16 protein-coding genes and 3 pseudogenes are annotated in these 24,933 nt (G+C 43.1%); 10 read left to right on the plus strand and 9 right to left on the minus strand.

Annotation, left to right across the window (positions count from 1 at the left end; translation table 11 throughout):
- Positions 1-33: 33 nt before the first annotated feature.
- The 4 genes from AM1_RS31965 to AM1_RS31980 form a co-directional block, all read right to left on the minus strand.
- Positions 34-1,071 (minus strand): lipase family protein, encoded by a 1,038-nt coding sequence (locus AM1_RS31965; RefSeq protein WP_012167246.1) that lies wholly within the window; start codon positions 1,069-1,071, stop codon positions 34-36.
- A gap of 734 nt (positions 1,072-1,805) precedes the next feature.
- Positions 1,806-3,491 (minus strand): Dyp-type peroxidase, encoded by a 1,686-nt coding sequence (locus tag AM1_RS31970; RefSeq protein ID WP_012167247.1) that lies wholly within the window; start codon positions 3,489-3,491, stop codon positions 1,806-1,808.
- Between the two features lie 4 nt (positions 3,492-3,495).
- Positions 3,496-4,482, minus strand: coding sequence for a hypothetical protein (locus AM1_RS31975; protein WP_012167248.1), 987 nt, complete (start codon positions 4,480-4,482; stop codon positions 3,496-3,498).
- Positions 4,483-5,088: 606 nt separating this feature from the next.
- The gene (locus tag AM1_RS31980) at positions 5,089-8,895 is read right to left on the minus strand and encodes a WD40 domain-containing protein (RefSeq protein ID WP_012167250.1); all 3,807 of its coding nucleotides are present in this window, start codon (positions 8,893-8,895) and stop codon (positions 5,089-5,091) included.
- A gap of 448 nt (positions 8,896-9,343) precedes the next feature.
- On the opposite strand from AM1_RS31980, the gene AM1_RS31985 reads away from it, so the two are divergent.
- From AM1_RS31985 to AM1_RS32000, 4 genes are all read left to right on the plus strand, one after another.
- Positions 9,344-9,745, plus strand: a complete 402-nt coding sequence (locus AM1_RS31985) for a hypothetical protein (RefSeq protein ID WP_012167252.1) — start codon at positions 9,344-9,346, stop codon at positions 9,743-9,745.
- 492 nt (positions 9,746-10,237) lie between these two features.
- Entirely contained in the window at positions 10,238-10,594 is a 357-nt protein-coding gene (locus AM1_RS31990; protein WP_012167254.1) for a hypothetical protein, read from the plus strand.
- Between the two features lie 809 nt (positions 10,595-11,403).
- Positions 11,404-13,365, plus strand: coding sequence for a S8 family peptidase (locus AM1_RS31995; protein WP_012167256.1), 1,962 nt, complete (start codon positions 11,404-11,406; stop codon positions 13,363-13,365).
- A gap of 567 nt (positions 13,366-13,932) precedes the next feature.
- On the plus strand, positions 13,933-14,472 hold the full coding sequence (locus tag AM1_RS32000; protein ID WP_012167257.1) for a hypothetical protein: 540 nt from the start codon (positions 13,933-13,935) through the stop codon (positions 14,470-14,472).
- 190 nt (positions 14,473-14,662) lie between these two features.
- Here AM1_RS32000 and AM1_RS44115 read toward each other — a convergent pair whose 3' ends face one another.
- A complete protein-coding gene (locus AM1_RS44115) occupies positions 14,663-14,794 on the minus strand; it encodes a hypothetical protein (RefSeq protein WP_269150240.1) in 132 nt (43 codons plus the stop codon).
- Positions 14,795-14,816: 22 nt separating this feature from the next.
- On the opposite strand from AM1_RS44115, the gene AM1_RS38005 reads away from it, so the two are divergent.
- From AM1_RS38005 to AM1_RS40305, 5 genes and pseudogenes are all read left to right on the plus strand, one after another.
- Positions 14,817-15,299, plus strand: coding sequence for a hypothetical protein (locus AM1_RS38005; protein WP_012167258.1), 483 nt, complete (start codon positions 14,817-14,819; stop codon positions 15,297-15,299).
- 482 nt (positions 15,300-15,781) lie between these two features.
- Positions 15,782-15,979, plus strand: a pseudogene (locus tag AM1_RS39185) (hypothetical protein); the annotation flags it as partial.
- Between the two features lie 383 nt (positions 15,980-16,362).
- Positions 16,363-17,412: an IS110 family RNA-guided transposase gene (locus AM1_RS32010; RefSeq protein ID WP_012167261.1), complete on the plus strand. Its 1,050-nt coding sequence runs from the start codon at positions 16,363-16,365 to the stop codon at positions 17,410-17,412.
- 339 nt (positions 17,413-17,751) lie between these two features.
- Positions 17,752-18,110, plus strand: a pseudogene (locus tag AM1_RS32015) (DDE-type integrase/transposase/recombinase); the annotation flags it as partial.
- Between the two features lie 61 nt (positions 18,111-18,171).
- Positions 18,172-18,871, plus strand: a pseudogene (locus AM1_RS40305) (IS1 family transposase).
- Positions 18,872-18,894: 23 nt separating this feature from the next.
- Here the strand turns inward: AM1_RS40305 and aac(3) are convergent.
- Positions 18,895-19,707 (minus strand): aminoglycoside 3-N-acetyltransferase, encoded by an 813-nt coding sequence (gene aac(3) / locus AM1_RS32025; RefSeq protein ID WP_238549343.1) that lies wholly within the window; start codon positions 19,705-19,707, stop codon positions 18,895-18,897.
- A 466-nt stretch (positions 19,708-20,173) separates the two neighbouring features.
- Positions 20,174-21,235, minus strand: a complete 1,062-nt coding sequence (locus tag AM1_RS32030; protein WP_041661247.1) for a pentapeptide repeat-containing protein — start codon at positions 21,233-21,235, stop codon at positions 20,174-20,176.
- A gap of 352 nt (positions 21,236-21,587) precedes the next feature.
- Between AM1_RS32030 and AM1_RS32035 the strand changes: the two genes are divergently transcribed.
- A complete protein-coding gene (locus AM1_RS32035) occupies positions 21,588-21,947 on the plus strand; it encodes a cell division protein SepF (RefSeq protein WP_049783881.1) in 360 nt (119 codons plus the stop codon).
- A gap of 29 nt (positions 21,948-21,976) precedes the next feature.
- On the opposite strand, the gene AM1_RS32040 is transcribed toward AM1_RS32035, so the two are convergent.
- Entirely contained in the window at positions 21,977-22,870 is an 894-nt protein-coding gene (locus AM1_RS32040) for a hypothetical protein (RefSeq protein WP_012167271.1), read from the minus strand.
- A gap of 140 nt (positions 22,871-23,010) precedes the next feature.
- Positions 23,011-24,921, minus strand: coding sequence for a transglycosylase domain-containing protein (locus AM1_RS32045; protein WP_012166600.1), 1,911 nt, complete (start codon positions 24,919-24,921; stop codon positions 23,011-23,013).
- Positions 24,922-24,933 lie beyond the last annotated feature (12 nt).

Here is a 24,933-nt window from a genome sequence, read left to right on the forward strand (position 1 = left end):
GGGGTGTAACAAGATCAGGCCGAAGTTTAAAAATCAATTTGTTGATGAGCCAAGATCCCTAGCGAAATTATTTCTTAAGTGCACTGAGTAATATTCAGGCGCATGATCAATTAGACTGAATTTAATATCATTAAAATTTTTTGAAATGATACTTGCTGTTGACTCAAAAATATTCTGGGAAGAATTAATCAAAATATCATTATAATCTACTTTTTTACTCGGGTAAGTAGAAATATTGGTATTCTTATCAATATGTTTTAATTCTCCTACATGTTGATATAACTCTGGAAGTTGAAAAGAAGATAAAGGGGAATTAAACCGAGGGAAAGGAATATTCGGAAATGGTGTTTCGACAAGTTCTACTGATATAATTAAATCAGATAGAGGAAACTTTGTAATTGCATCATTATTATTAACAAATCTGAATATCTTTCCTTCTAGTTTTTTGTCAATACTATCAACAAATTCTGAGTTTCCTACTTTTGGGCAACCATAAGTGTAGATTCCTTGTGCTTTACCGAATCTGCTAGCGGCAAGAATAGCAAGAGCACCTCCTAGACTATGTCCAGTGAACCATAAGTACATTTCTTGGTTTGTATCAATGAGCTCTTGGAGATATCCTTTTAAGTTTGGACCTTTCTCCCAAATCTCATCCAGAGCAGCTTTAAAACCCTCATGAGTTTTACCTATTATGGAAGAATCAACCAGCTTTAATCGAGCATCGATGAGGACATCTTGGACAAAATTTGATCTCTTTATCTCAGTACCACGAAAAGAGATAATAGAGAACTTGTCATTACTAGCTACATAGCATTGAGTGCTACTACCTGAGAAGAGTTTAGCCTTATTAAGACCAATCTTTTTGAAATGTTGCTCACACACAGGTTCATTTTCTATATATGCTAAAAAAGCGCTATCTGCTAAACGCCAAGCATTAACTAATTGATATTCATTGCTATCATACTTAAAATGGTGAGTATCACCTTCTTCAAAATAATTGTATTCATGATTAGGTGGAATTAATCTATTGAGATTTTGAATAGAACCTGAAGGTGGTTGTACTATTTCCATAGCTGAATATTGAAGTTTAAAGCTTATTAATAAATTGAATTAATGCTTTTTTTTGAAAAGATGATTTAACTTTAACATCTCTGTAAGTAATAAAAGGATTTTGGAAGTACTTTTTACATCTGTTCATAACAATCATATTACCAGTTAGAAAAGCTGATTAATTAAAACAAAGACTTATTCGTAAATTTATGGAAAGAAATGAATAAAATATTAGCTATGTTGATGCTATTTAATTATCTTGACTATTTTTCAGCTTTATACTTTCCTTTTAGAAGTTTTTGATATCTAGTTTAATCTGACATTTAAGTGTAAATATTAAAATTTTTATATGTTTGCGTAAAATCTTTTAAGTTACCAGATAACTTACAGGCTATGTGAGACTTTTTTTGAGGGATTCAATAAACCTTACAAATCAGATAAAAGCTATTGGGTGTTGAACATTCAGATGTTGCTCAAAGTCTTTGTAACCTGGCAAAATACTGCATAAGTTAAGGTCAGTATGTGGCCCAATTAAAAGGTAGCTGATACCAGGTGCAATCAAGCACTTTTAGGGGCCTGAAACGACGTAAAAACGTTCAGATTAGAAATCACTCAATTACTGAAAGTTAAAGGATGTCGAGAAATATAAAGTCTTGAAATCCTTGATCTATATAGCTTTCAGTCTTTATTGCACCTGGAGTCATCGACCCCTCAATTGGGCCAAGACGTGGTTCTTTCTTATTCCTCTAAGGAAACTATTTTGCCAGTATGTCATTCAATGCTGAAATCGCAGGCGCAAACAAATACTCTCCACCAGTCGGCACAACAAAATCTTGTTGGGTTTTAATTTCAGTCGTCTGGTGTTCACCGGGGAACTCGATATGCCGTTCTCTATTCCCTGTCGATCCGTTCTGGCCTATGACCATGTCGTGCCCACCTTGATTTGGCTGAATTGCTGAGTTCGCCCAACGTCGTTGTAAAAACTCAAACTGATCTTCAATACTTGAGTTATAACAAACAAACATTAAACCTCTGTCTAGCAGTAAGTCCTCATCGCTTAAATCTGGATTGCCAGCGATCGCTGGTCCATAAGGTATGCCGCGGCGCAAGATCATTCTAGCTAAGTTATCTTCTGGCTTTCCTAAATCGGTAACACTTTCTCTCGGATTGACTTTTCTAATGTGCGCGAAATGAGGGCAAACTTTGGCGAGAAAATCAGCTTTCGCCTGTGGAAACGAGTCTCCTGGATAATGGCTATCACTGAACTCAATTTCGCTTGTGTTGTCGTCAAATAGAAAATGATTGTTTGCAAACGCGTTTTTACCAAGCTCAGGCAATTCACTGTTAGGGCTTCGCATCAATGGAGCACCACTAGGCCAGCGACCAACCAAACGAGAGGCAAACTCTATTACGTCAATGTTTAATGATTCCGCAGTGCTACTAACAAACCCCCAAAACGCGGACACATCTTGATGTAAGCGTCTTACTACCACGTAAGAGCCAAGCTTTGCCCAGCCGGGAATATTTGTCTGGATTCGCCCTTTAAGATATAAGTGTTCAGTGCTTTGACGTGGCTCTCCTAAAAGAAACTGACCTGGCCAAACCAATAACTGCCCTGGCTTGGCAAAATAATCTTTGCGTTCGTCGGTACCAGCCACATAACGTGGGGTGATAAAATCGCCAGGGCGTTCAGACAGTTTTCCCCGTATTCCCGGCTGCGAAATGCCATCTTTAAAGCCAAAATGTTCGTGGCCTCTAAACTTGCCTGGTAACCGCTCCCCTGGTTGTTCATATTGCAACTCGATGCCCTGATCTTGCGCATGTTGTTTTATCAATGCCACAAATTCTTGCAACTGATCTTTGGAGTTCGCAGCGGTCGTGATCATCATGTCGATCTCATTATTGGTACCACCAAAACGCCAATTCGATTGATGGCCAGGACTAGATTCATCGCTAGGATCACCTAAGAAAGTTGACCTTTTGGCCATTCCCAAACGAAAACTGTCATCACCAAATTTATTGGCTTCTTCATCCGAGGTTAGTTTTGCTATGCCCGTGTATGAAAATGACAAATTCAACCAAGCTGACGACAAATAAGTTTCCCTTTGACCCAGTTGAGCTCGGCGTTGCCGATGTATTTTTCGAAACTTTAAAACTTCATAAGCGCTGGATATAGATACATAGGGGGAAATTAAACGCAAGAATTGTTTAGGAGAGCTGCCAACTCCAAAACTTAAAAACAAAAAGTGCTCATAATTGGTATTAAACCCGAGCAGTAAGTTTCCTTGTATATCTGACAGTGTGGCTTCGTTGTAAATAGGTTCGTCAGCCGATTGATCGTATGGACTGGGCTCAGGTTTATGCTCTAGCGGTGTATCGTCAATATTTGCTTCAATAGTTGAAAATAAGTCTTTTAGTTCCGTGAAATTAGCGTTGTCCATCTTTTTAATTCTCCTGCCCTTTTTGGGTACCTGCTGAGCCCACTATGCCGACCGTAATGTGCTCGGCTAGCTGTGCGCCATACTGAATTTCATGGCCGCCAATGGTCAAGTCACTTACTTGAAAACCTAAAGCTTTAGGAACGGAATACTCCAAACGCATAACCTTGCCATTGGAACCTCTCTTGGGTTGCCACCACTCAATAGGGGCAGGTGAGCCGTCCGGCTGAGCGATTCCACTGTTGTCCCAACCAAAAATATAAATGCCAATAGGTTCTTGAAGGCTGACGTATAATTTTTTGCGCAATAGCATGTGGACGTCGTAATCGACTCTTGGATCGACCGATGTCGTATATGTTGCAAAAGCTGGGTTAGCCTGATAGTTGTTGGCAGCATCAAGCGGGAACATGCTCATTTCTTCTGCCAGGCCAATAGCAGCGCCGAGAGTATTAATGTCTTGAGTGAAATGCATTATGCCGTCAGTTGTGTTCCAGCGATTTAGAATATCATAGTCGCCATTTCCATTCATTAGGTCATCTTTTTTAACTGGTTTATCTAGGGTGTCTTTATAAATTTCAACGACTTTATCAGGATCGAATTTCCACATCTCTTCATAGTAGTTGTGCAGCTCAGTGGTAAAAGTAATCCTTGTAATGGCGTCATCGTCTTTATGGACATACCATTCAAAATATTCGTCTTGCTCATGCCCTCTATCTTTTCGGTTCGCATTGTCTGCAGTTCTATATGCTTCCCATTTGTTGTCTCGTAAGTTTGGCAATAAGACCCTTCTTGGAAATCCCATCCAGCTAATGGTTTTTTCTCCAATGATATCGACATCCACCTCAGCTGGATTATAAAAATGCCCCCCATTGGGGCCTGGAGTCTCTTCTGCGATAAGGCCTTTTACAAATTCATGCCATTTTTCATAGAAATCACTATCGTCATCAAAATCTTTAATAGACGCAGGTGTGTCAAATTGAGTAATCAGAGACATTTCACTCTCCTTAGCTGATGGAAATGAAGAATGGTATTATTTGGACGCCACTAAACATATTATCCAAAGTAAATACACATACATTGTCAAGATAGACAATCAATAAATGTTTGTGAAATATATGTTATTAAGCGAAAACATTCCCTTTATAAATTTGACTGGTTTGTAGCTCTGATACTTTCAAATCTAAATCGTTAACCAAGCTTGGAATAGAATTAAGAGCTCCATGGCATCTGTCTAGACACGAGTGATCCGTAGCGGCCTATTCTCATCTACAGGTCCTACTTTAATCAATCTTTCTTGCCCCGTAGTTACAAAAGGATGATCCTGATCAAAAAATAAACGTGGTCCTCGATCAGAATTTGGAAAATCTTGCAATATGTTGCTTAAAGGCCTTAGCCAAAGCTCTTTCTAGCTATGGAATAAAACCCAAGTGAGTTGTGAATTAGGTGGATAATTTTCAATCGGCATTATGCTCCCGCAAGCACCCCCCAGATCAGCAGGTTCCTAGGAGTTGAGCAATGCTTCACCTAGAGATTCGAGCTGATCCCTTTACTCGATAATAGCTATCTCTATCTTCACCCAGCTGAAATCACCTGCTAAGACTTAGTTTTCAACTGCCCCCAATGCCAATAGTGTGTGTTTTTGAGCTGGGGATAAACCTTTCATCTGAGTAATGTTCATGCCTGCATAGGGCTTAGTGGGTCTTAGTGTTCTTATACACTCACCAGTTTGAACATGCCAAAGTTTTATAGTTCCGTCAAAACTGCTACTAATAAGACGCTGACCATCAGAACTAAAGGCTACTGAGGTGACACCATTTGTATGCCCCTCTAAGATTGCCAAATGCTTATGTGTTTCAACATCCCAACATCTAATCGTATGGTCTAAACTTGCAGTGGCAAGTAGTTGACCATTTGGACTAAAGGCAACATCCCAAATTTGACCTGAATGTCCTTCAAAAATACATATACAATCGTTAGTCTTAAAGTCCCAAAGTCTAGCTGTTTGATCAACACTCCCACTAGCGATAAAGTGCTCATTTGGGCTAAATGAGACGGAACTCACCCCCGATGAATGCCCTTTCAGAGTGTTTAAACACCTACCTTCTTGGATATCCCAAAGCTTAACAGTGCGATCAAAACTTCCACTCGCTAGTATTTCAGCATTCGGACTAAATGAGACAGACCAGACCCAATGGCCATGTCCCTGAAATGTCTCCAAACATTCGCCGCTATGGATATCCCAAAGTTTGGCAGATTGATCTAACCCACTACTAGCAAGGAATTTTCCTTTCGGGTGAAATGCCAGTGACCAAATTCCATTAGAATGCCCTTTTAAGATCTTGATGCACTGCCCATTAGAAATATTCCAAAGTCTTATGGTTCGATCACCTGTTCCACCCCCACTAGCAATGATTTGGTCATGAGGGCAATAAGCGACGGATCTGATAGCATCTGTATGCCCTGGAAAGTCTAAGCAATTGTGGTCTGAAAGTGACCAGACCCTTAGGACTTGGGCATCACCACCACTAACAAGAATCTGTTCATGTTGCTTCTCTGTTTCGGAATAGTTAAATGAACCGAAGGGAGTAGTTGCAAAAATGGCTTCAAATATGGTGAAAGTACATCCCGATAATGTTCTCAAGCATCTGCCTTTATTGTAATCCCATAGCCTAATGGAACCATCTTGGCTACTACTAGCCATAATTTTTTGAGTAGGATTTATGGCCACAGACCAAACCCAATTTGTATGCCCCAATAAAGTTTTTAAACATTTTCCAGTTCTAATGTCCCAAATTTTTATCAGTTGATCTGCGCTACCACTAGCAAGGTAATGACCAGAGGAACATAATGCAATCGAGCGTATAGAATTTGAGTGTCCAAACAACTTCTGTATACATTCACCACTCTGTAGATTCCATACCCTGATAATTGGATCATCGCAGGCACTCACGAGCATTTGTCCATCAGGACTGTACGCGATTGACCAGACCCATCCAGCATGACCAGCCAATACTTTCAGGCATTGGCCGCTCTTAACCTCCCAAATCCGAATGGTTTGGTCAGCATATCCACACGCTAGTTCATGATTATCAGGACTAAAGGCAATTGATCGGGCTGCTGCCCGGTATCTGAAGCTCTTCAAAAATTGCCCTGTTTGACTATTCCACAGCCTAACAGTGAAGTCATCACTACAACTTGCAAGGAGTGTACCGTCGGGACTGAATGCTACTTCCCAGATGAAATTAGTATGTCCCGATAAAAGTTTTAAACATTCTCCAGTACGTACGTTCCAAAGCCTAACAGTCTGGTCTGGGCCAGCACTGGCCAGCAGATGATTGGTCGGACTGAAGGCCAAAGATTTGACCCAGTTTGTATGTCCGCTACAAGTTAAGAGGGGTTGCCCATCAGGAACTCGAAGAAGACGAATCTCGCCTTTAAAATCTCCAGCGGCAATGAGCTTGCCATCTGGGGAGAAAGCAATCGATAGGATACCTCCAAAATCCTTGGAAAAGACTGACTGAGATAGATCTGAGTGAGTGAACTTAACCCCATGCAAGTTGAGTCCTCGTAGATCAGCTTGCCGAATTGTGAGGTGAGAAAAGTCGTAACCACAGAAATCTACAGGTAACTGTCGGAGCAAATTCAGAACATTTCCTGCGACATAACCTGCTTCTTCCGACGATTTTCCCCGCACCACTGAAAGGAGTTGAACCAAGCAGGCTTCAAGGTGTGCTCTACTGCCTAGGACCTTTACCAGGCTAACAATTAAGGGTTGCAAGATCAGGCGAATCTGAGTGTCTTTGATATAGTCTTTCGCCTGTGCCTTTATGAGTGCATGAGTACGGAACAGATGCAATTGATTTTCCTGTCTTTCCTCATACTGTTGTTGCTCCTGAATCTCGGTACAAATTTGCTGAATGAATTTGTGGGCTGTGAACTCCATCACCACAGGTTGTTGGGTGAATCCAGTCTCAGTTTGGTCAACCAAAGATCGACGTTGCAGCGAGGTTATCGACTGCAACAGGTCACCTGGGAGAACTTGAACCATCAAATCGAGGGCCAATTGCTCTAACTGGGCAGGCTCGCGATTAATGGTGAGCCAATACATTACAGCCTGTTCTATCTCTGATAGCCTTTCAAACTGCTTGTTGAGGAGGTCGTAGATATCCTCAAGAACGAATGGCTCCATCTGTGAGAAGCTGAGGAAACGAGAAAGACTTCCTTCAAAGCATTCTTTAATGGTTGATGACACAATTTTTAGAGCTAAGGGATTACCCGCATAGTGCTTGTTTATAGCGGACCACTCTTTTTCCGTTCCTGTGAATATGCCCTTAGTTTTAACCAAGGTCTGACAAGCATTAGTTGATAACCCTTTCAACTGCAAGCATCGAACTGGCAGGGAGTCTCCCTCCATCGCTGCAATTCCTTGTGGTTTTTCCCGAGCGGTCACCAAAACACAACTGCTGTGGGTAGCTTCTCCAAACATTTCAAAGAGCTTGGCATAGTCTTCACAACCGGATCTATAGCGACCTGTGCGATCACCACTTTGCAATAAGGACTCTGCGTTATCTAAAATCACTAGACAACGTGAGGTGCGCAGATAACTCAGAAGTAGCGAAATTTGAGATTCTATTCCCTTGGGTAAATAGTTTTCTTGTTGATTCGAGAGAAACTGGATGAGGTCAGACAAGATTTCTGTAATAGGTGGGGCACTCGCAAGACTGCGCCAAATTACAAAATCGAAGTCGTATTGGACTTTTTGAGCAAGTTGTATGGTTAGCGCTGTTTTACCCATACCTCCCATTCCGAGTACCACTATGAAACGGCAGTGTTCATCGACCAACCACTGGCTCAAAAGGGTCAGCTCAGTTTTGCGTCCATAGAACCAGGAGACATCAATAGCACTCCCCCAGTCTCGATTTCTTGTATCTAATTGGAGATCTGGATTAGCTAGGAACGAATTGACTGGTAACGCACTCGATTTCTGGTCTGTGGCCTGTTTAGACTTGAATGGCCGACGTTGCTCCCATTCCTCATCAAATTGTTTTAAATTGGCAACTTTATTGTGTCGCTTATACCAAAAGTTGAGCGTAAAATGCCATTTATTAGAGCCTTTAGGTTGAGAACGATTGTCTGTGAGAATATCTACAAACTGTTCTAGGAGTTTGAGTGATATCTTGATTTGGTCTTTACTTAGCTCTCTATTAGATGGATATTTTTTACTTAGCTCAGCTAAATCTTTAATAGTAGTTTCTACGACTAACTGTTGGTCTGTTTGCCAATTTACCAGTATTTGAGAACGGAGTCGATCTTGTATTTCGAATTCATCATTGGCATAGGCCAGTATAACCTCTAGAAGAAATTTGGTCCTTTTTCTTGGGGTAGGGCCATAGCTTACTCTTGCCATAATTGGACCTCAAGCAAATCTATGTATTTTTTTTCTTACCTCAAGTATTTATCAGTGATTTGCACGGTATTTACGCAAGGAGTTCTAGCATCCTAAATAAAAAAATAGTTAGGGTATCCCTTAACTTTGATACCTACCCTTAACTTTCAAAGGCTTGATTTATAAAGGATTTAAGGTAGAAAGTTTACTTCTTGCTTGGTGTCAGTTTTCTCGCCTAGTTTGAAAGCATGAAACCTCAAAGAACTAACTGCATATCAATCAGTAGGAAGTTAAAGATATTCTAATATATCTGAACAGCAAAGTATAAAATGCGAACTCATTAAATTGATAACCCATGAGCATTTTATGAGTAAAATGCTCAAAAGCTATTTCAATTCTTTTAAGTATTTTATTCTGAAATATATGCAAATACTAGCTTCAATGAGAAAAGAAAAAATGGAGAAATATAATGCCGATACTTAGTGATTTCACGACTATCGTTGGCAATCAAAGAATACTTATTGGTGATAATTCCAATAGTAGTGGTTTCACATCAAACTTTAGGACTGCAGAGAGAAGAAGCGATCGAAATGCATTCATCTCTTTCATGGTAAGAGGTATGACTCAAACAGACGAAAATGCTGAAGTCTTTGTTAATGATATACGAATTGGAAGTCTAGAGAATAACAATGGAGGTAATATAAATCTATGGCATACACAGTCAATAACACTCTCTGGGGATCGCTTAAATGACGGAGAAAATACCTTAAGAGTAGACACTGTACCAATAGCTCCTGGCACCCAAGGAGTTGGAAATTTTGATGATTTTTTTATAACGAATGTGATTTGTCATTTTCATCAAGATTCCTAGAAATAAGCTTGTTAGTTCGGATTTTGTGAGAAGTTTGCTAAACTCTTTTCTTCATAAATATTCTGAAACAGGTAGAGTCTATGATGCTCCCACTCTTGATCATCATTGAACTTCCTAGTTAAGGATGTAAAGCTATTTACCTTCTTGTAACTAATGAGGTAAATCATTAGAAACTAATCGCCAAAGGAATTATATTCCGAGATTATCTGGACAGACTTATAGCTTAATACTCTAGAACTCTTTTCTTCTTGATTTACTAATTGTTATGAATTTTATGTATTTTAAGAGGATTGATGGCACAACTTTTTGCGCAATATTAGCAGCTAATTCTAGCACAATATTAGCAACCAACTAGAGCGCAGAGTGAGATACACTTTGCTTTTCTAATGTTCTACAGGGTAGGAATAATAGACTAAGTTGAGAAAACTATGTATTCTTGGCACTTTGGCTGTCATTATGCGCAGACAAATAATTAACTATTAGGAGACAATCATGACTAAGACTAAATCTATTTCGGATGCACATCAGCGCGTTTTTAAACTTGATGTGGAAGAAGTAATGAAGATCGTAAAACGTGGTAAACCCTTGACAGCCGATGAACTCGAAAAGTACGGACCTGATGAATTCTATTTAGCCGATCAGGTACCTGAAGAGCCTGCTTTGCATAGGAATATTCCGTTACCCGCTGAAGTAGGTGACCGTATTTTCCCAAATGTGGTCTTAGTAAGTCCATTCTTCTGCTGGTGTTCAAGCTATACATGGTGTCTCGAAATTGATGAATTTGGGCGATTACGTTATGTGTTGAAGTGCAATTACTGGTGCATTCCGCAGTTCCAAGTTTCGGCATAGAATTTTGGGGCTACATGATTAAGCGGAAATATTATTATTCCTTTATGATTTTGATGTAGTCCTGAAAATCATTTCCTAAACTTTAGACCCTGAAAAAATCGATTGATAGCTATGGATTATTTGCCTTCCTGTTGCTCTATTAGATACTGGTCTCTTAAGAGGATCTAGATTACCGTAACCCTTGCGCAATAAACATTTGAATCTTCTCTCGTTATTTACTTTTAATCCCACATAACTAAATGATTTTGACCGCTCTAGATCCTGGTAATAGACCAGTGCCTAATGGGTAACTCTTTCTGCTGACACCCCAGATACAGAAACTTCAAAATGTAGTTGAATATCTTGAACAGAAAGAGCTTAAGCTGAGGCCCTCTAGTTCCGATGTGTAGATGTGGCAAGGCAAATGTTTCAAACTGCTCTAGGGTCAAGCAGGTTGGAATCCATTGATTGGAATGGGTTTGGGTATCTGCCCTCTAAACGAACGTCAAACTAAAAGACTGAACTCATTTTAGTTAATATCTCAAATTAAAAAAGTTAGAGGAACCTCTATCTTTGAAACCTACCCCTAACTTTCAACATCTTAATTTAAAAGGGTTCTAAGGTAAGGAAACTACTTCTTGCGTAGTGATAGTTTCCTTAACTACCTTGAAAGTATGAAGTCTTAAAGAGCTAACTTCATATAAACCCAGTAACAGCATAAATTTATTCAGATATATCTGAATAAAATAGCAGTGGCAATGCAAACTCTATCCAATTTCAGCCTTGTTTGAGAGTGTAATGTTTCGATTACAGCTTTGAGGTTATCTGTTATGACCAGTGCCATTAACACTAAACCTATTTTAATAGCAGGTCTATCTGATCTTTGGGTAGAAACTATTGGAGATCCTCAGATTAGTATTGCTATTTTAGATGGTTTCGTAGATCAATCTCACCCTAGTCTTGCTGAAGCTAAACTTACAAATTTAGAAACTATTGCCTTAAAGGCTTCCCAGCAAGGTTCAGCAGCTCAACATGGTACCCAAATTGCAAGTATTATCTTTGGTCAGCATCAAAGTTTACTCAAGGGTATTGCTCCCCAATGTCGAGGTTTGGTGATTCCTATCTTTGCTGACGGGAATCAGCAGGCAATAGATAACAATAAGTTCTCAGAGACCATTGCCCCTTGCTCCCAACTAGATCTTGCCAGAGCTATTCTTTTAGCGGCAAATCAAGGTGCCCATATTATTAACATCAGTGGTGGACAGCTCACGCCTAGTGGAGCGGCAGATCCGATTCTCACTAATGCTGTTCGCTATTGTATGGAGAACAACATCCTGATTGTGGCAGCAGCAGGAAATGAAGGATGCAACTGTCTGCATGTACCTGGCGCTCTACCATCTGTTCTGGTAGTAGGTGCAATGAGTGCTACAGGAACCCCCTTAAATTTTAGCAATTGGGGTGAAGCTTACCGGACTCAAGGAGTCTTGGCATTGGGTGAAAATATCCCCGGAGCTGTTCTTGGTGGAGGAATTACATCCAGTAGTGGAACTAGCTATGCCACAGCGATCGTTTCTGGCATAGCAGCATTACTGCTGAGCCTGCAAGTCAAACGAGGGCAGACTCCCAATCCTCAAGCAATTCGAACCGCTATTTTGCAGAGCGCACTTCCCTGCGATGATCGGCCTGCTCTAGAATGTCGCCGTTTTTTAGCAGGCCGCCTCAATGTAAAAGAAGCGCTGTCCATCATTTTACAAAAAGGAGAAACTATGAGTGAAAATATAGACGTAGAAACGGTACAACCTGACTCTAATGGAGCTGTGCAGGCAGCGCTGTCATCAAATCAATCCCAGATTCCGGCTGTTCAGGCAGCGACGTATAATCCTCCCCCTACTGAGGTAATGCCTCATCCCGCACAAGCGCAAATAAGTTTATTAACTCAGGTAAGTCCAAGTGCCATTTCTCCATCTGCATGTAGTTGTGGAGAGGGAGGTAAAACATCATCACAAGCACCTAGTCAAGCACAGCTAGTTTATGCTCTGGGACAGCTAGGGTATGACTTTGGTACGGAAGCACGCCAAGATTCGATTCAGGAACACATGGGCGAAGGAGCTAATCCTCACGATCCTCGACAATTTTTACCATACCTAGATGAAAATCCTTGGGATGCAGCTATGGTCGTCTGGACGCTTAGTTTAGATGCCACACCAATCTACGCAATTCAACCTTTTGGAGCTTATGCCGAACAAGGATATGAGCGATTGCGACAGTTTCTTAAGGAGCAATTAGAAGAGGGTGTTGAACGTATTTCGGCTCCTGGTGTCATCGTAGGACAAGTAACGTTGATGTCTGGTCAAACTGTGCCTGTGATTCTGCCAACACTTCGCTGCATGTATAGCTGGACGACATCAGCATTGATTAAAACAGTTTGTGGTGAGTCTCCTGATGAGTCTGCCGTTCAAGGGGTAACCAACTTCTTGGAAAGAGTTTATTACGAGCTGAGAAATCTAGGAATAATGCCTCAAGAAAGAGCGATCAATTATGCAGCAACAAATGCTTTAAATATCGAGCGCATTTTTGAGGCAGCCATTCTAGAAGAGATGGATCTCGATTCAATTGAAGTGGAACCGAGTCCCCTCTGTCGTCAGGACTCTGAGTGCTGGGATGTGAAACTGACGTTTTTCAATCCCAGGCGAGTGTTCGAACAAGCTAGAAAAGTTTATCGCTTCACAGTTGATGTGAGTGATATGTGTCCGGTGAGTGTGGGGAGAGTGAGATCGTGGTTTGTGAGGTAACTAACTTCACTGCTGTAATGGTTTCTTGAATCAAGATTACTCAATTTATAGTTTTAGGAGAATAACAAGATGAGAATTCCAAACCAGTCTATTGGTCAGATACGTTCTAACCCTGCAATAGAGAAAACCGCTGTCTCAGGAGGTGTACAGCCTTCTGGCCCCGGTTTGGGAAGGCTTTGTAACGAAATTTGCCGTTCTCCAGGAGGAGGAGGGGTTTGTCCTTTGTGTGAATTTCTCTCACTCGTACCTGGTTTCTAAGGTAAAACTTGATCAACGGTGATGTTTTGGGTGAGAGGATTCACCCAAAACATTCTCGCAACTGATTTCGGATTTTTATATGGTTAACCTGAAATATTGGCTGTTAATGAAAAAACCCGAATCACAACACATCACTTTCTTCCTCTAAAACCTCAAACCGTCTTGTTTGAATTCCATTAAAAGAGGATGCACTACCTACAACTCGCTATCGACTGAACAGCCTTATAGAAAGGGATATAAACTCTTTCAGCAAGCCCATGCCATGAATATTTTGATTAGACGATATCTTATTACCGAAAGGAAAATACCATGAGCAACGAACTTTTTATCAAAGGTCCTCACGTCCCGATTGAGGAACGTGCGCTGGAACGATTAAAGCGTGCAGTGGAACTGGGTGAACTTGAAAAACTACCGAATACTCCGGGTATTCCCAACGTGCCGCGCTACCTGGTCACGTATATGAACTCACAAACTGTGAATACTCAGATGCGCTCAGCCACGGTCGTATCCGTGACCAACCAGAGTAATTTAATCAATCGAGTATTTGTTACATTCTTTAAGGGTTTCACGGACGACTCATCACCGATCGGAACTGCAGCGTTTGCTATCCCACCACAGTTCACGGTAGATTTTGCATCACGAAGCCTACCCAGTGAATTGACGGTTACAAATGCTGTTCCAAATCCAGAATTAACTTTCGACGAGGGTCGTGCAATTGTATCGTCGATGTGGCCGGAAATTGGCGTGAGCGCACGTGTCTACTACACGGCTGGTGACAATGATGAGCGCCTACATGCCATCACCGACTCAAAAGTAGTCATTTATAGTAGAAGCAATAGCGGAGACTGACTACAGGGTCTAAGGATAACGAAGGCACCAAAAACGGCAAGGCAGCAATTTTGAGTTGTTCAATCTAGTAGAGGTAGATTCCCTGCTGCTTCCAGTGAAAAAATGGGATTACAATCCAAGTCTACGGTTTGGGAGCAAATCGTATTCCATACCCCGTCTGCTTGCAGCGGGGCAGTTGATTGACTTTTCCTTAGTAGAGGATATCTGCATGACCCCCAACTCGTCTCACTGAAGCCCAAACCACCAGCCGCCCCCCGCTGAAACCCTCGACGAACACCAGCACAACCATCACATACCCGGATAAGGTATCATTTCCGACCATCGCTCGAAACGATGATCTGCCAGTGAAGCGCAAGGTAGCTCCAGAGCCTGGAGACGATGATCGCAACCCCGAACCTACCCTCAGATACAGCCGCAGAGAATCCACCGACACCCAGAGAACACAGCGAGGGTATTCAGCTCGGCATACAACTAGTAGAACCCGACCCCCCAGAGTCTCCAGAGCATTTGAGTCCAAGTTCAATGCCCTTGAGCGCAGACAGAAGAATTTGGTTCAGCAGACCAAGCAAAAGGGTCAGCTTGAGTATCTGACCGTTTCCAAAAGCAGCTCAGGGAATTATTGGATCACCATCGAAGGTAGTGGTAAGCCATTCATCAAAATTTCGTTTGAAACGCCCGAGTTTTGCTTCGAGTGCGCTTTGGAGCTAGAGAATACGTTCGACGTGTTGCAGGTTTTAAGACTGCGGCCAGGGGAAACTATCGAGCGGATCGAGGAAATGATCGGGGTGTGGTTGGAGCGGGAGAGGGGGAGTAGGGCTTGGGGATGATAGGTTGTGGGCACCCAGCTTGTTTTCCTGTTTTAATAGTCGCTTGGGGAGAATAGCGGTTTTAGTGTAATTTGTGTAATCAAGATTTTGGTCACACATTCTGCAATCATATCAACTCAGATTTTGACCTTTAAAGTAGATGCATGGTTGGCATGTGTGACATTTTTATCGAATCACGGATGTGTTCCATTACTGGGATAGAATTATTGTCAAGAGACTAACAACATCTCGCTTAGAAATTTCCGGGGGAAATGATATGTGGTCACATTTAGATCGTTCTTTGGGATTATTTAGCTTAATCGCTGCACTGACCTTAGTTATTGTAGAGCCATTAACCAGTGGGGATTGGCAGTCTAAACCAAAGTCTAACTCTGCCTCGGATAAAATCATTCTAAGTCAAAAACCTGCTAGCTCTTTATCAGAGCATCTTCTGAGATAACGAATCAGGGAAGCCTAAATAATTTACAGCTATTGCCAGAAACATAGTAGGCAGTGGAAAGCCGCTCATCAGAATTCCGTTTGAAAGTCCTGAATTCTACTTTGAGTGTGCGTTGGAATTGGAGGATACTTTCGATGTGTTGCAGGTAATTGAGCTGCGGCCAGGGGAAACTATTGAGCGGATTGAGGAGATGATCGGGGTGTGGTTGGATCGGGAGCGGGTGAGTAGGGTTTGGGGGTGAGGGTGATGCTTTAAGCTTTATCCTTCTGCTTGTCGAGAGGCCCTCCAAGAGACACGTTTATTCCAAGTAAGCCGAGCATTCCAATGATGATCATAACGATGCCTACATACATTAAGGGGATTCCGCTAAGGGTCCAATTTTCTCCAATAATGATGGTGATCAAACCACCGATAATCGACCAAAAACAAGCGAAGGTGCGGCCTTTTTGACGATGCCGGACTATTTCGGCTTGATCAGGAGGAAGACCCGTTTGGGGTGAACGTCCGTCTATAGTGAGATAGTTGTGAATTCAGAATCCATGTAAGCCGTGGGTTGGAAAACCAGGACAATTTGAACAAAACATTGACCTGTCAACCGATTCCCCAACCCACAGGAGAAGTTCTATGAAAATTCTAGGCATTGACTTAGGCAAATACAACACCGCCGCTTGCTTATTTAATACTCAGACTCACGACACTCTCTTTTTCACCTTTAAATCCTTTGCGCGTGAATTCAAAGCCTTGCTCTACCAAACTCAGCCAGAGCAGGTCGTCATTGAAGCTTGCACGATTACCGGTTGGGTTTACGACCTGTGCCGAGCAGAAGGCTTTGATACTATTGTGGCTAACCCTACTCAAGAAGCTTGGTATTGGAAGAACGTCAAACGCAAAACAGATAAAGATGATGCACTCAAATTGACCAAGTTAGCTGCACTTGGTCAGCTTTCCCCGGTCTACGTTCCACCTGCTGAGTCTCGTCAATATCGGCAACTTGTGAAATATCGTAAACGGTTGGTCGGCCAGACTAATAAAACTCAAAATACAATTCGTGCATTATTTAACCAACAAGGAATCTCCATACCTACAGGGTCAAGAGCTTGGACAGTTTCTGGGATTGAGCAACTCCAGCGGTATGCCAAAACGTTGTCTGATTGCTCGCTATTGTCTTTATGGCAGGGACAAATTGATTTAGAGCTAAATCGATTAGATGCACTATGGGAACAACTACATTTAGTCGATACCAAACTTACCGAGATTGCCAAACAAGATGCCAGGGTTCAGTTGCTCGAATCAATTCCAGGGGTAGGGCGTAAAACCGCAGAAGTAGTGGTGGCTTACATTGATGATCCTAAGCGATTCAAAAACGCAAGACAGGTAGGTGCTTATGCTGGATTGGTGCCGCGTCAACATCAGTCTGGCGATATGAATCGAATGGGCAAGATCACTCGGCGTGGCCCTCGACTTTTACGATCTGCTTTAGTCGAGGCTTCTTGGGTGATGTTACGCTACAACTCCTGGGCTGCGGACTTGTATCAAAGACTTTGTGGTGGTCAGAAAACTAGAAGGAAGCAAGCTATTGTTGCTGTCGCTCGTAAGTTATTAGTGCTTTGTTGGACATTGCTAAGAAAGCAAGAGCCATGGGACCTTGATAAGATAAGTCCCCTAGCAGCATAGACATTTTTCCTTTTGCATAATAGGTTTACGGATTTCTATATTCCCTTGATTGGGAAATCTACCTCAGAGCTTGGAGACCTTTCCTAGTCTGATTTGCTTCAAGATTGCAATTCCGAATAAGCCTGAGTTAATTTGCATGTCACTCGTGAGACGATACGATTTAGCCAAAATGTATCGGAAACTCGGATAGTCGGTTAAGCCCTTATCCTATACATAAAGAAGAAAAGAGTTAACAAGAAAGGAGCCAATATAGATACTTACCTAGCCAATAAAATGGCTGGCATTTATTAGGCTGCTAAAAAGTCAAAACAATACCTGTTGACACTCCTACGGCTTCATAGTCGAGATATGGAAGGTACCAAAGCCTTCTTTGCTCAAGCGATTGAGCTTCACAAAATGTGCCTAACAATGTGGCGACCGATGGTTTGGCATCCTATCCTCGCGCCATTGAAGAAGAGTTGGGGGAGGACGTAGAGCATGAGGTTTGTCCCCGAATAGAGAATTCAGTCGAACAGAGTCACAGACCCGTCAAACACCGGTATCATCCAACCCTAGGATTCGGAGAATTTGAAGCAGCTCATAGATTCTGCAAAGCGGTAGATGAAGTGAGTATCTTTTTGAGACCTCGCACTCGAAAAAGAGAATTCGTGCCTCTGTTTGACAAAAGAAAGAAGTTCATTAAAGGTGCTAGTGGGTAGTCCGCCAGATGTAAGGATAGGTATATCCAACATCCAAAATCCAGCATCACCCATGTCAACATTGACCTGCCCTAGCTGTCGTTCTCAAAATGTTGTCAAAATCCTTAATGGCAAGCAAAACCACAAATGTAAAACCTGTGGCCGTCAGTTTGTGGAAGCTCCTCAGTAAAAGCGAATTGATTCATCCACTAAAGGCCTGATCGATAAGCTATTGCTTGAGAAGATACCTCTGGCAGGTATTGCTAGGGTCTGCGATGTTTCTGAAAGGTGGTTACAAGAGTACGTGAACTATAAGTATGCAGCAGTGCCTCATACTGTGAACGTATCATCAAAAAAAAGGCCGATTAACGCTTCAATGCGATGAAATGTGGTCATTTGTGAACGATAAGAGCAATAAACAGTGAATATGGCTTGCGCTTGATATCATTACTCGTGAGATAGTCGGTGTTTATGTGGGGGCACGCTCCCAGCAAGGCGCTCGTCAGCTATGGAATTCCTTGCCAGGAGTCTATCGTCAATGTGCGGTTGCCTACACGGATTTTTGGGATGCCTACGGCTGTGTTTTTTTTCCCAAGCAGGGACATCAACCTGTGGGCAAGGAAACAGGCCAAACCTGCTACATTGAACGATTTAATTGCACCCTGCGCCAGCGAGTGTCTCGGTTAGTTCGAAAGACACTGTCGTTCTCGAAAAAGCTTGAGAATCATATTGGGGCTATCTGGATGTTTGTCCATCACTACAATGCATCCTTACAGGACTAGGACTACCCAAAATGTTGAGGGGCTTAATTGAAGTTCTCCTCCATCCACTGAACCCCAAATTGGGTTAGAGACTGAGCATCCAATAGGTACGATTTTGCCCCGCCGACCTTTCCTGTCTGAGCAGGGTGGGTAGCCAAATAATCTTTGACGATAGTCTCGAAGTAGTTGTCTGGCCAGTCCACAATCCCATTAGTCGTATCAAATTCTTCAAAGTCCATCCACACCCGTTTACCATTCTGGAGTATGGGCATTCGGTAGCGATCAATCCACTTATTAGGCACATCAGCCAAATGCTCAGCATGGTGGAGCAGGGTGACGTCACCAATAGGTGAACCCAGCAGAAGCACAGAGCCACTCACCTCACAGAGTTTTGCTAGCGGTGAACCCGGACCATCCCGATATTGCCAAGGCTGTTCGGCTGTGATCCATTGAGCAAGTTCACCCACCGCGACGTATGAGAACGGATGACGGCTCCTATGCGCACCTGGCCAAGTTCGGAGATATTCGGTGAGAATTCCCATTTCTCTCCAATCGGCACGAGACCGAGACGGATCATAGGCTGGGCATTCACACAGATAGGCTTCTTGCCTGTGTTTGGGCCATCGGGACAAATCGTAGGGATTATCTTCCCAGCTTGCCATCATCATTAAAGTGCCAGCGTCTGTTAGGAGTGACAGAATAGCTGCCAGCACAACATCTGGTCCACCCACAACCCATCCAATATTCCGAACAGAGGAATGAAGCATGATCGTCTGCTTCTTACAGACTCCTAATTTCCTGAGATCTTGAATCAACTGGCTCTTAGTAATGAGCTGTTTCTTCTTCATGTGGCTCATGTTGAAGGTGTTGTCTGAAGCTTAAGATAATTCAATAGGAATATCTACTGCAACTCGCTCTTGTCCTTCAGCCTTGACCAGAGACAGAGCTAGATCTTAGCTGGAATGGCGCTAACTACACCCAAGCTGATCACGATGAGATCTCACCCGTAAGCTTTTACAACAATCCCTCTCCAATCAGTGAGCCTAGTCGATAAACTGGCTGTGTGTAGAGGACTCCCCCCCATGACTTCCCCAATCATCAGCCTCAACCCCAAGTACATCCCCTAACCCCCCCAGACCAACCTAATCCCGCCCCTTTCACACCCGAACTCTCAGACAAGACGGTATTCCCAAAGAAAGCATTAGAGGGTACTGACTACCCAAGCGAGAACCAAAGTCTGTGGAGATGGGCGAAATACGCCTGAATTTATGGCGAACTCCCTGAGTGCGCGTCGAGATTGATGTCCATTAGAAAAGCGCTGCATTATTTACCAAACTCTTGCTGAAGCTGGTCTCGAAATTCCGGATCATAGATGGCATCGTTATTAGCGGCTGCTTGAATTTGCTCCATCGTCAGGTTTGCAGCAGAACGCAAATCAGCCTGCCTGAGATTCGCATCCAATAAGTTGGCCTCACTGAGATTAGCTCCGATCAGATTCGCTTCTCTGAGGTTAGCTTTGGTGAAATCGGTTCCTTTAAGATTGGCCTCCACTAGAGTGGTAGCACTCAAATTAGCCTTAGTGAGATTGGCTTCGCTGAAGTTGACTTTGAGTAAGTTTGCAGCTTCCAATTCTCCTTCAAATAGATTCGCCTGACTGAAATTAGCGCTATTACAGTCTGCTTTGTTCAACTTAATAGCACTCAGATTCGCATGGTGTGCATTCATCTTGATGAGATTAGCACCGCTCAAATTAGCAGCATTCAAATTAGCCTCAGCAAGGTTAGCTGCTTGTAAATTAGCATTTGATAGATCGGCCTGGGCCAACTCTGCACGGCTGAGGTCAGTTTTACTCAAATCAAGCTGTCCTCCTGATAGATCATTTTGCACATTTCTGCGGCTGATCACGGTGAGTGCTGCCTGGATATCCGTAGGCATATTAGTCATGCGTTGACTGCGAAACGCTGCCTTATCCCGAATATAGGAGGTCAACACTTCCATGACTATCCAATGATCTGAAGGGGAATCCTTAGCGACTCGTTCTAGCAAGTAGATACCACCTAGACGAACTTCTAAACGCTCATCTCCTAGCATTGCCACCGCTTTACTGAATCGCTCAGTTACCTCCTTCCCTTCGGTAATTTGGAGGTTACGACGACTCAGATAGGCAGTCGTCAAGAAAAAGAGTCCCCCTAAGGCTTGGATGAGAGTACGTCGGTGTGCGTCTTCAATAAAAGCTCGATCCCGAACTTCCATCTGCTCGTCTATCCCATTGACCTGCCACTTAGGCAATAGCCATACAACTCCCCCTAGAATTAATAAGCTCAGTCCACTCCAAATTGTGAACGGAATATCAGCAATCCAAGTATTTCTAGCTTCAAAAAGCATGAAGTTTGCTCTGGTACTGAGAATCACTTCATGCAGAATTATAGAACAGTCATACATTACAACTATCCCACCTTTGGGTTTTATGAGTTTGATCCTGCTTGCTGACTAGAAGTTAGTAAAACTGGGTCGAATTGTCGTCAAACCCCATCTTGGCGATCAAGCTCAGATTGATTACGAGCTAGCTGATACCGGATTTGATCCGAGAGCCAAGCGGCGACGAGATATATTTGTTCCTCTCGCGCAGGAACTGATACAGCGAATTGATCTAGGCTCGATGCGGTAGTTACGGAACTTTCAGCTGGATCTGATGTCATTGAGAGTAACAGATCAGTTGTGCATCCTAGGCTTGAGTATGTATAGACAGACTGCCTGGAGTATTCACGAAACCCTGAAGATATGCCTGGACTTGGTCGCAGAGGAGTACTGGTTTATGGACAACCTTCTTCCCTTTCAAGCAATATCGCCCCATAAGATCCGTGTGTTTCACCCCAAGTCATTTGAAGATGCTCAAGAAGCAATCAACGCGATGAAAACGGATGATATGCTTCTAGTGAATTTGGCGGCTTTGGAAAATAAGCTGGCTCAGAGGCTAACAGACTACTTAGCTGGTAGTACTTTTGCGCTGTCAGGAGAGCGAATGGAGATTGGTAGAGGCGTTTTTCTATTTGCTCCACCATCATTCCTGATCTCAAGAATGATGGCATCTGCTTGAGATCAGGAATAATGATACTCTGAAACGTCTCAAGTCTTCTTTTGATTCTTAGATGAACCAGATTCTGTTGGCCCAACATTTCTACTCGATTCAAAGACATAGCGCATCTGCTTTTTGGGTACTTTGAGCCAACGATTCTGATCAACACCTCGATACATCAAGGTTTTCATTCTTGCTCGTTCAGCTTTATGTTGCTCTGGGGTCAATTTACCAAACAATATCAAGCTCAAATCATCAGTGTGCATGACTTTCCCAGGATTTTCCTGCATAATCTTTGAGATTGCATCAATCTTGGTCATCTTGTCATAGGGTTTGTTCATCTTCAGAACAGTGGATGAAGAACGTCTTCCTTGTCTCTTAGTTTTCTTGGCCTTGTTCTGAGAAGCTATGTTCTTAGAGGTTGAGGATTTTTTGGATGAAGCTTTTTGAGCAACTTGAGGGGAAGTAGCTTCAGCTTTAGGCTTTACCTTTTGTGTCGATTTTGGTGCAGAGGCTGATTTTTTGGATGTTGGAGATTTTCTTTTCCCGGATGAGGGTGACGCCTTTTGTGCAGCTTTCTTTGGGGTAGCTGTAGCTTCAACTTCCGGTTTTACTGTCCCCTTTGTCTTTGTAGTTGAATCCGGCTTCTTAGGAGTTGCAGACTTCTTCTTTGAAGCAGCTTTTTGAGTAGTTTTCTTAGGCTTGGATTTAGGTTCTACTGTGTTGGCAACTGTTGAGCCTGGTGCTTCTGATTCTATTGAGGCTGCTTCACCTTGAAGGATTGAAAGGATATCAGAGCCTAACAATGGATCTTCAATCAACGTATCTAGAGAGGTGATTTTAGTCTTGAGTTGAATCGTTTGAGCTTCAAGTTCAGCGAGTGTCTCCTGGTAGTGAGTCTTTAGCTCAAGGAGTACTGTGGAATATTTGTTGTCAGCAGCCATAGTTTGTCGTAGATTAGTGTAGTTTTAGCAAAGGTAAGAAAGCTAACTTATAGCATTCCCAGAATTAACTTCCTTTGTATCTAATCATTAATGGGCTAATTTGGGATTTCTGGGGCGTTTAGAAATTTTTCCCGTAGTACTTAACCCTTGGGTTTGGGGAACTTGGAAGGTGGCTCAAAATACTGAACAGGTGTATCTTTTAACGCCTCACTCATAAACTCTCGCCACACAGGAGCCATCCATCCTCCACCCGTTGCCCCAGACCCAATCCGGGCGTAATTGTCATTGCCAGCCCACACGGCCACTGAAAGTTGAGGCACATAGCCCACAAACCAAACATCCCGCTCGGAGGAAGTGGTACCCGTCTTTCCAGCTGCGGGGCGACCAATCTGGGCTGCTACCCCCGTCCCTGATTGCACGACGGTTTGCAACGTACTGTTCACGGCAGCAGCAGCCCAAGGATTGAGCACCAACTTGGGTTGCGGGGTATTGTTAATCAACACTTTACCCGTAGGATCTGTGACTTGCAAAATGGCTGTTGTTTTGGACTGCCAGCCATTATTGGCAAAGGTGGCATAGGCTGAAGCCATCTCTACGGGTGTTAAGTCTACTGCCCCTAAGGGAAGTGAAATCACATTGGGGATCGGGCTGGTAATCCCTAATTTGCGACTGACATCTATCACATTCTTGATGCCTACTTTTTGCCCCATGACAATGGCAGGCACATTGCGCGATTGCGCGAGCGCTTGACGAATGGACATCGAGCCCTGAAAGCTGCGGTCGTAGTTTTGAGGCTTATATCGCTGGAGCCCACCATCATTGAAGCTCACGGGAGAGTCTTTAACCATAGAGTCTGGGGTGTACTTCCCTGTTGCAAAGGCTGTGTAATACACCAAGGGTTTAAAGGCCGAGCCAGGTTGTCGATACGCTTGAGTCGCTCGATTAAATTCACTCTTTTTATTGTCCACTCCACCGACAATAGCCTTGATGAAGTGCGTTCTTGGATCAACCGCGACTAATGCCATTTGGTCTGCGGCATAGGCATAGTGTTGATGATTCCTGCGAACGGTCTCCTCAGCGATTTTCTGCATTTTCCAGTCGAGGGTCGTTTGAACTCGGAATCCCCCTCTAACCAATGCCTCTCGACCAAATCTTTCCGTTAATTCTTGAATGACGGTATTGGTAACATCAGGAGCTTGGCTCCGTTGATAGGAGGTAATTTCTCCTAGAGTGATTTTCTCAGCCCGAGCCGCTTCAGCTTCAGCGGGTGTAATCCATTTCAGCTCCTCCAAACGTCCGAGAACGATGTTCTGTTGTTCTTTGGCCAGGTCTAAATCCACAAATGGACTATACCCTTCTGGTGCTTTGATAATCCCAGCCATCATGGCGGATTCAGCTAAGGTCAGATCTTCAGCAGACTTATTGAAATAGCTCCGGGCAGCCGTTTCTACCCCATAGGTGTTATGGCCCCAATACACCTGGTTGAGGTACAACTGTAGGATTTCATCTTTACTGAGTAATTGTTCAATTCTCAGGGCTAGCACTGCTTCTGCGAGTTTGCGGCTAAAAGCTCTTTCTGGGGTCAGATAGAGGTTTTTAGCCAGCTGCATACTCAGGGTTGAAGCCCCTTGCACCGTTTGGCCTGCCTGGTAATTGGTGATGGCTGCCCGTAGAATACCGACCGGATTAATGCCGTCATGCTGATAAAAGTTGCTATCTTCAATGGCGAGTACAGATAGTTTTAGGTGGGGCGAGATTTTAGCTAGAGGGACGACCTGGCGATTCTCTTCCTCATGCAAGCCCGTGAGTAACTTGCCGTTGATGTCATAGATATAGGTTGTTTCGTTGGGTGAAAAGCTAGCTAATGAAGTCACATCAGGCAGATCACGATAACTAATCGCTACCCCCATCAGTCCTCCTGCTAAGCCAGCACTTCCTAGGAGGGTCAGGGTCAATATGGTGGTCAAGGTAGCATCGCCTATCCCCCTTAAAAAGAGGGTGGAGGTTGATCTAGAGGAGAAGTCCTGAGGAGAAGTGGCACTAGATGACATGGGTGTATTAAT

Source organism: Acaryochloris marina MBIC11017 (assembly GCF_000018105.1).
Lineage (GTDB): Bacteria > Cyanobacteriota > Cyanobacteriia > Thermosynechococcales > Thermosynechococcaceae > Acaryochloris > Acaryochloris marina.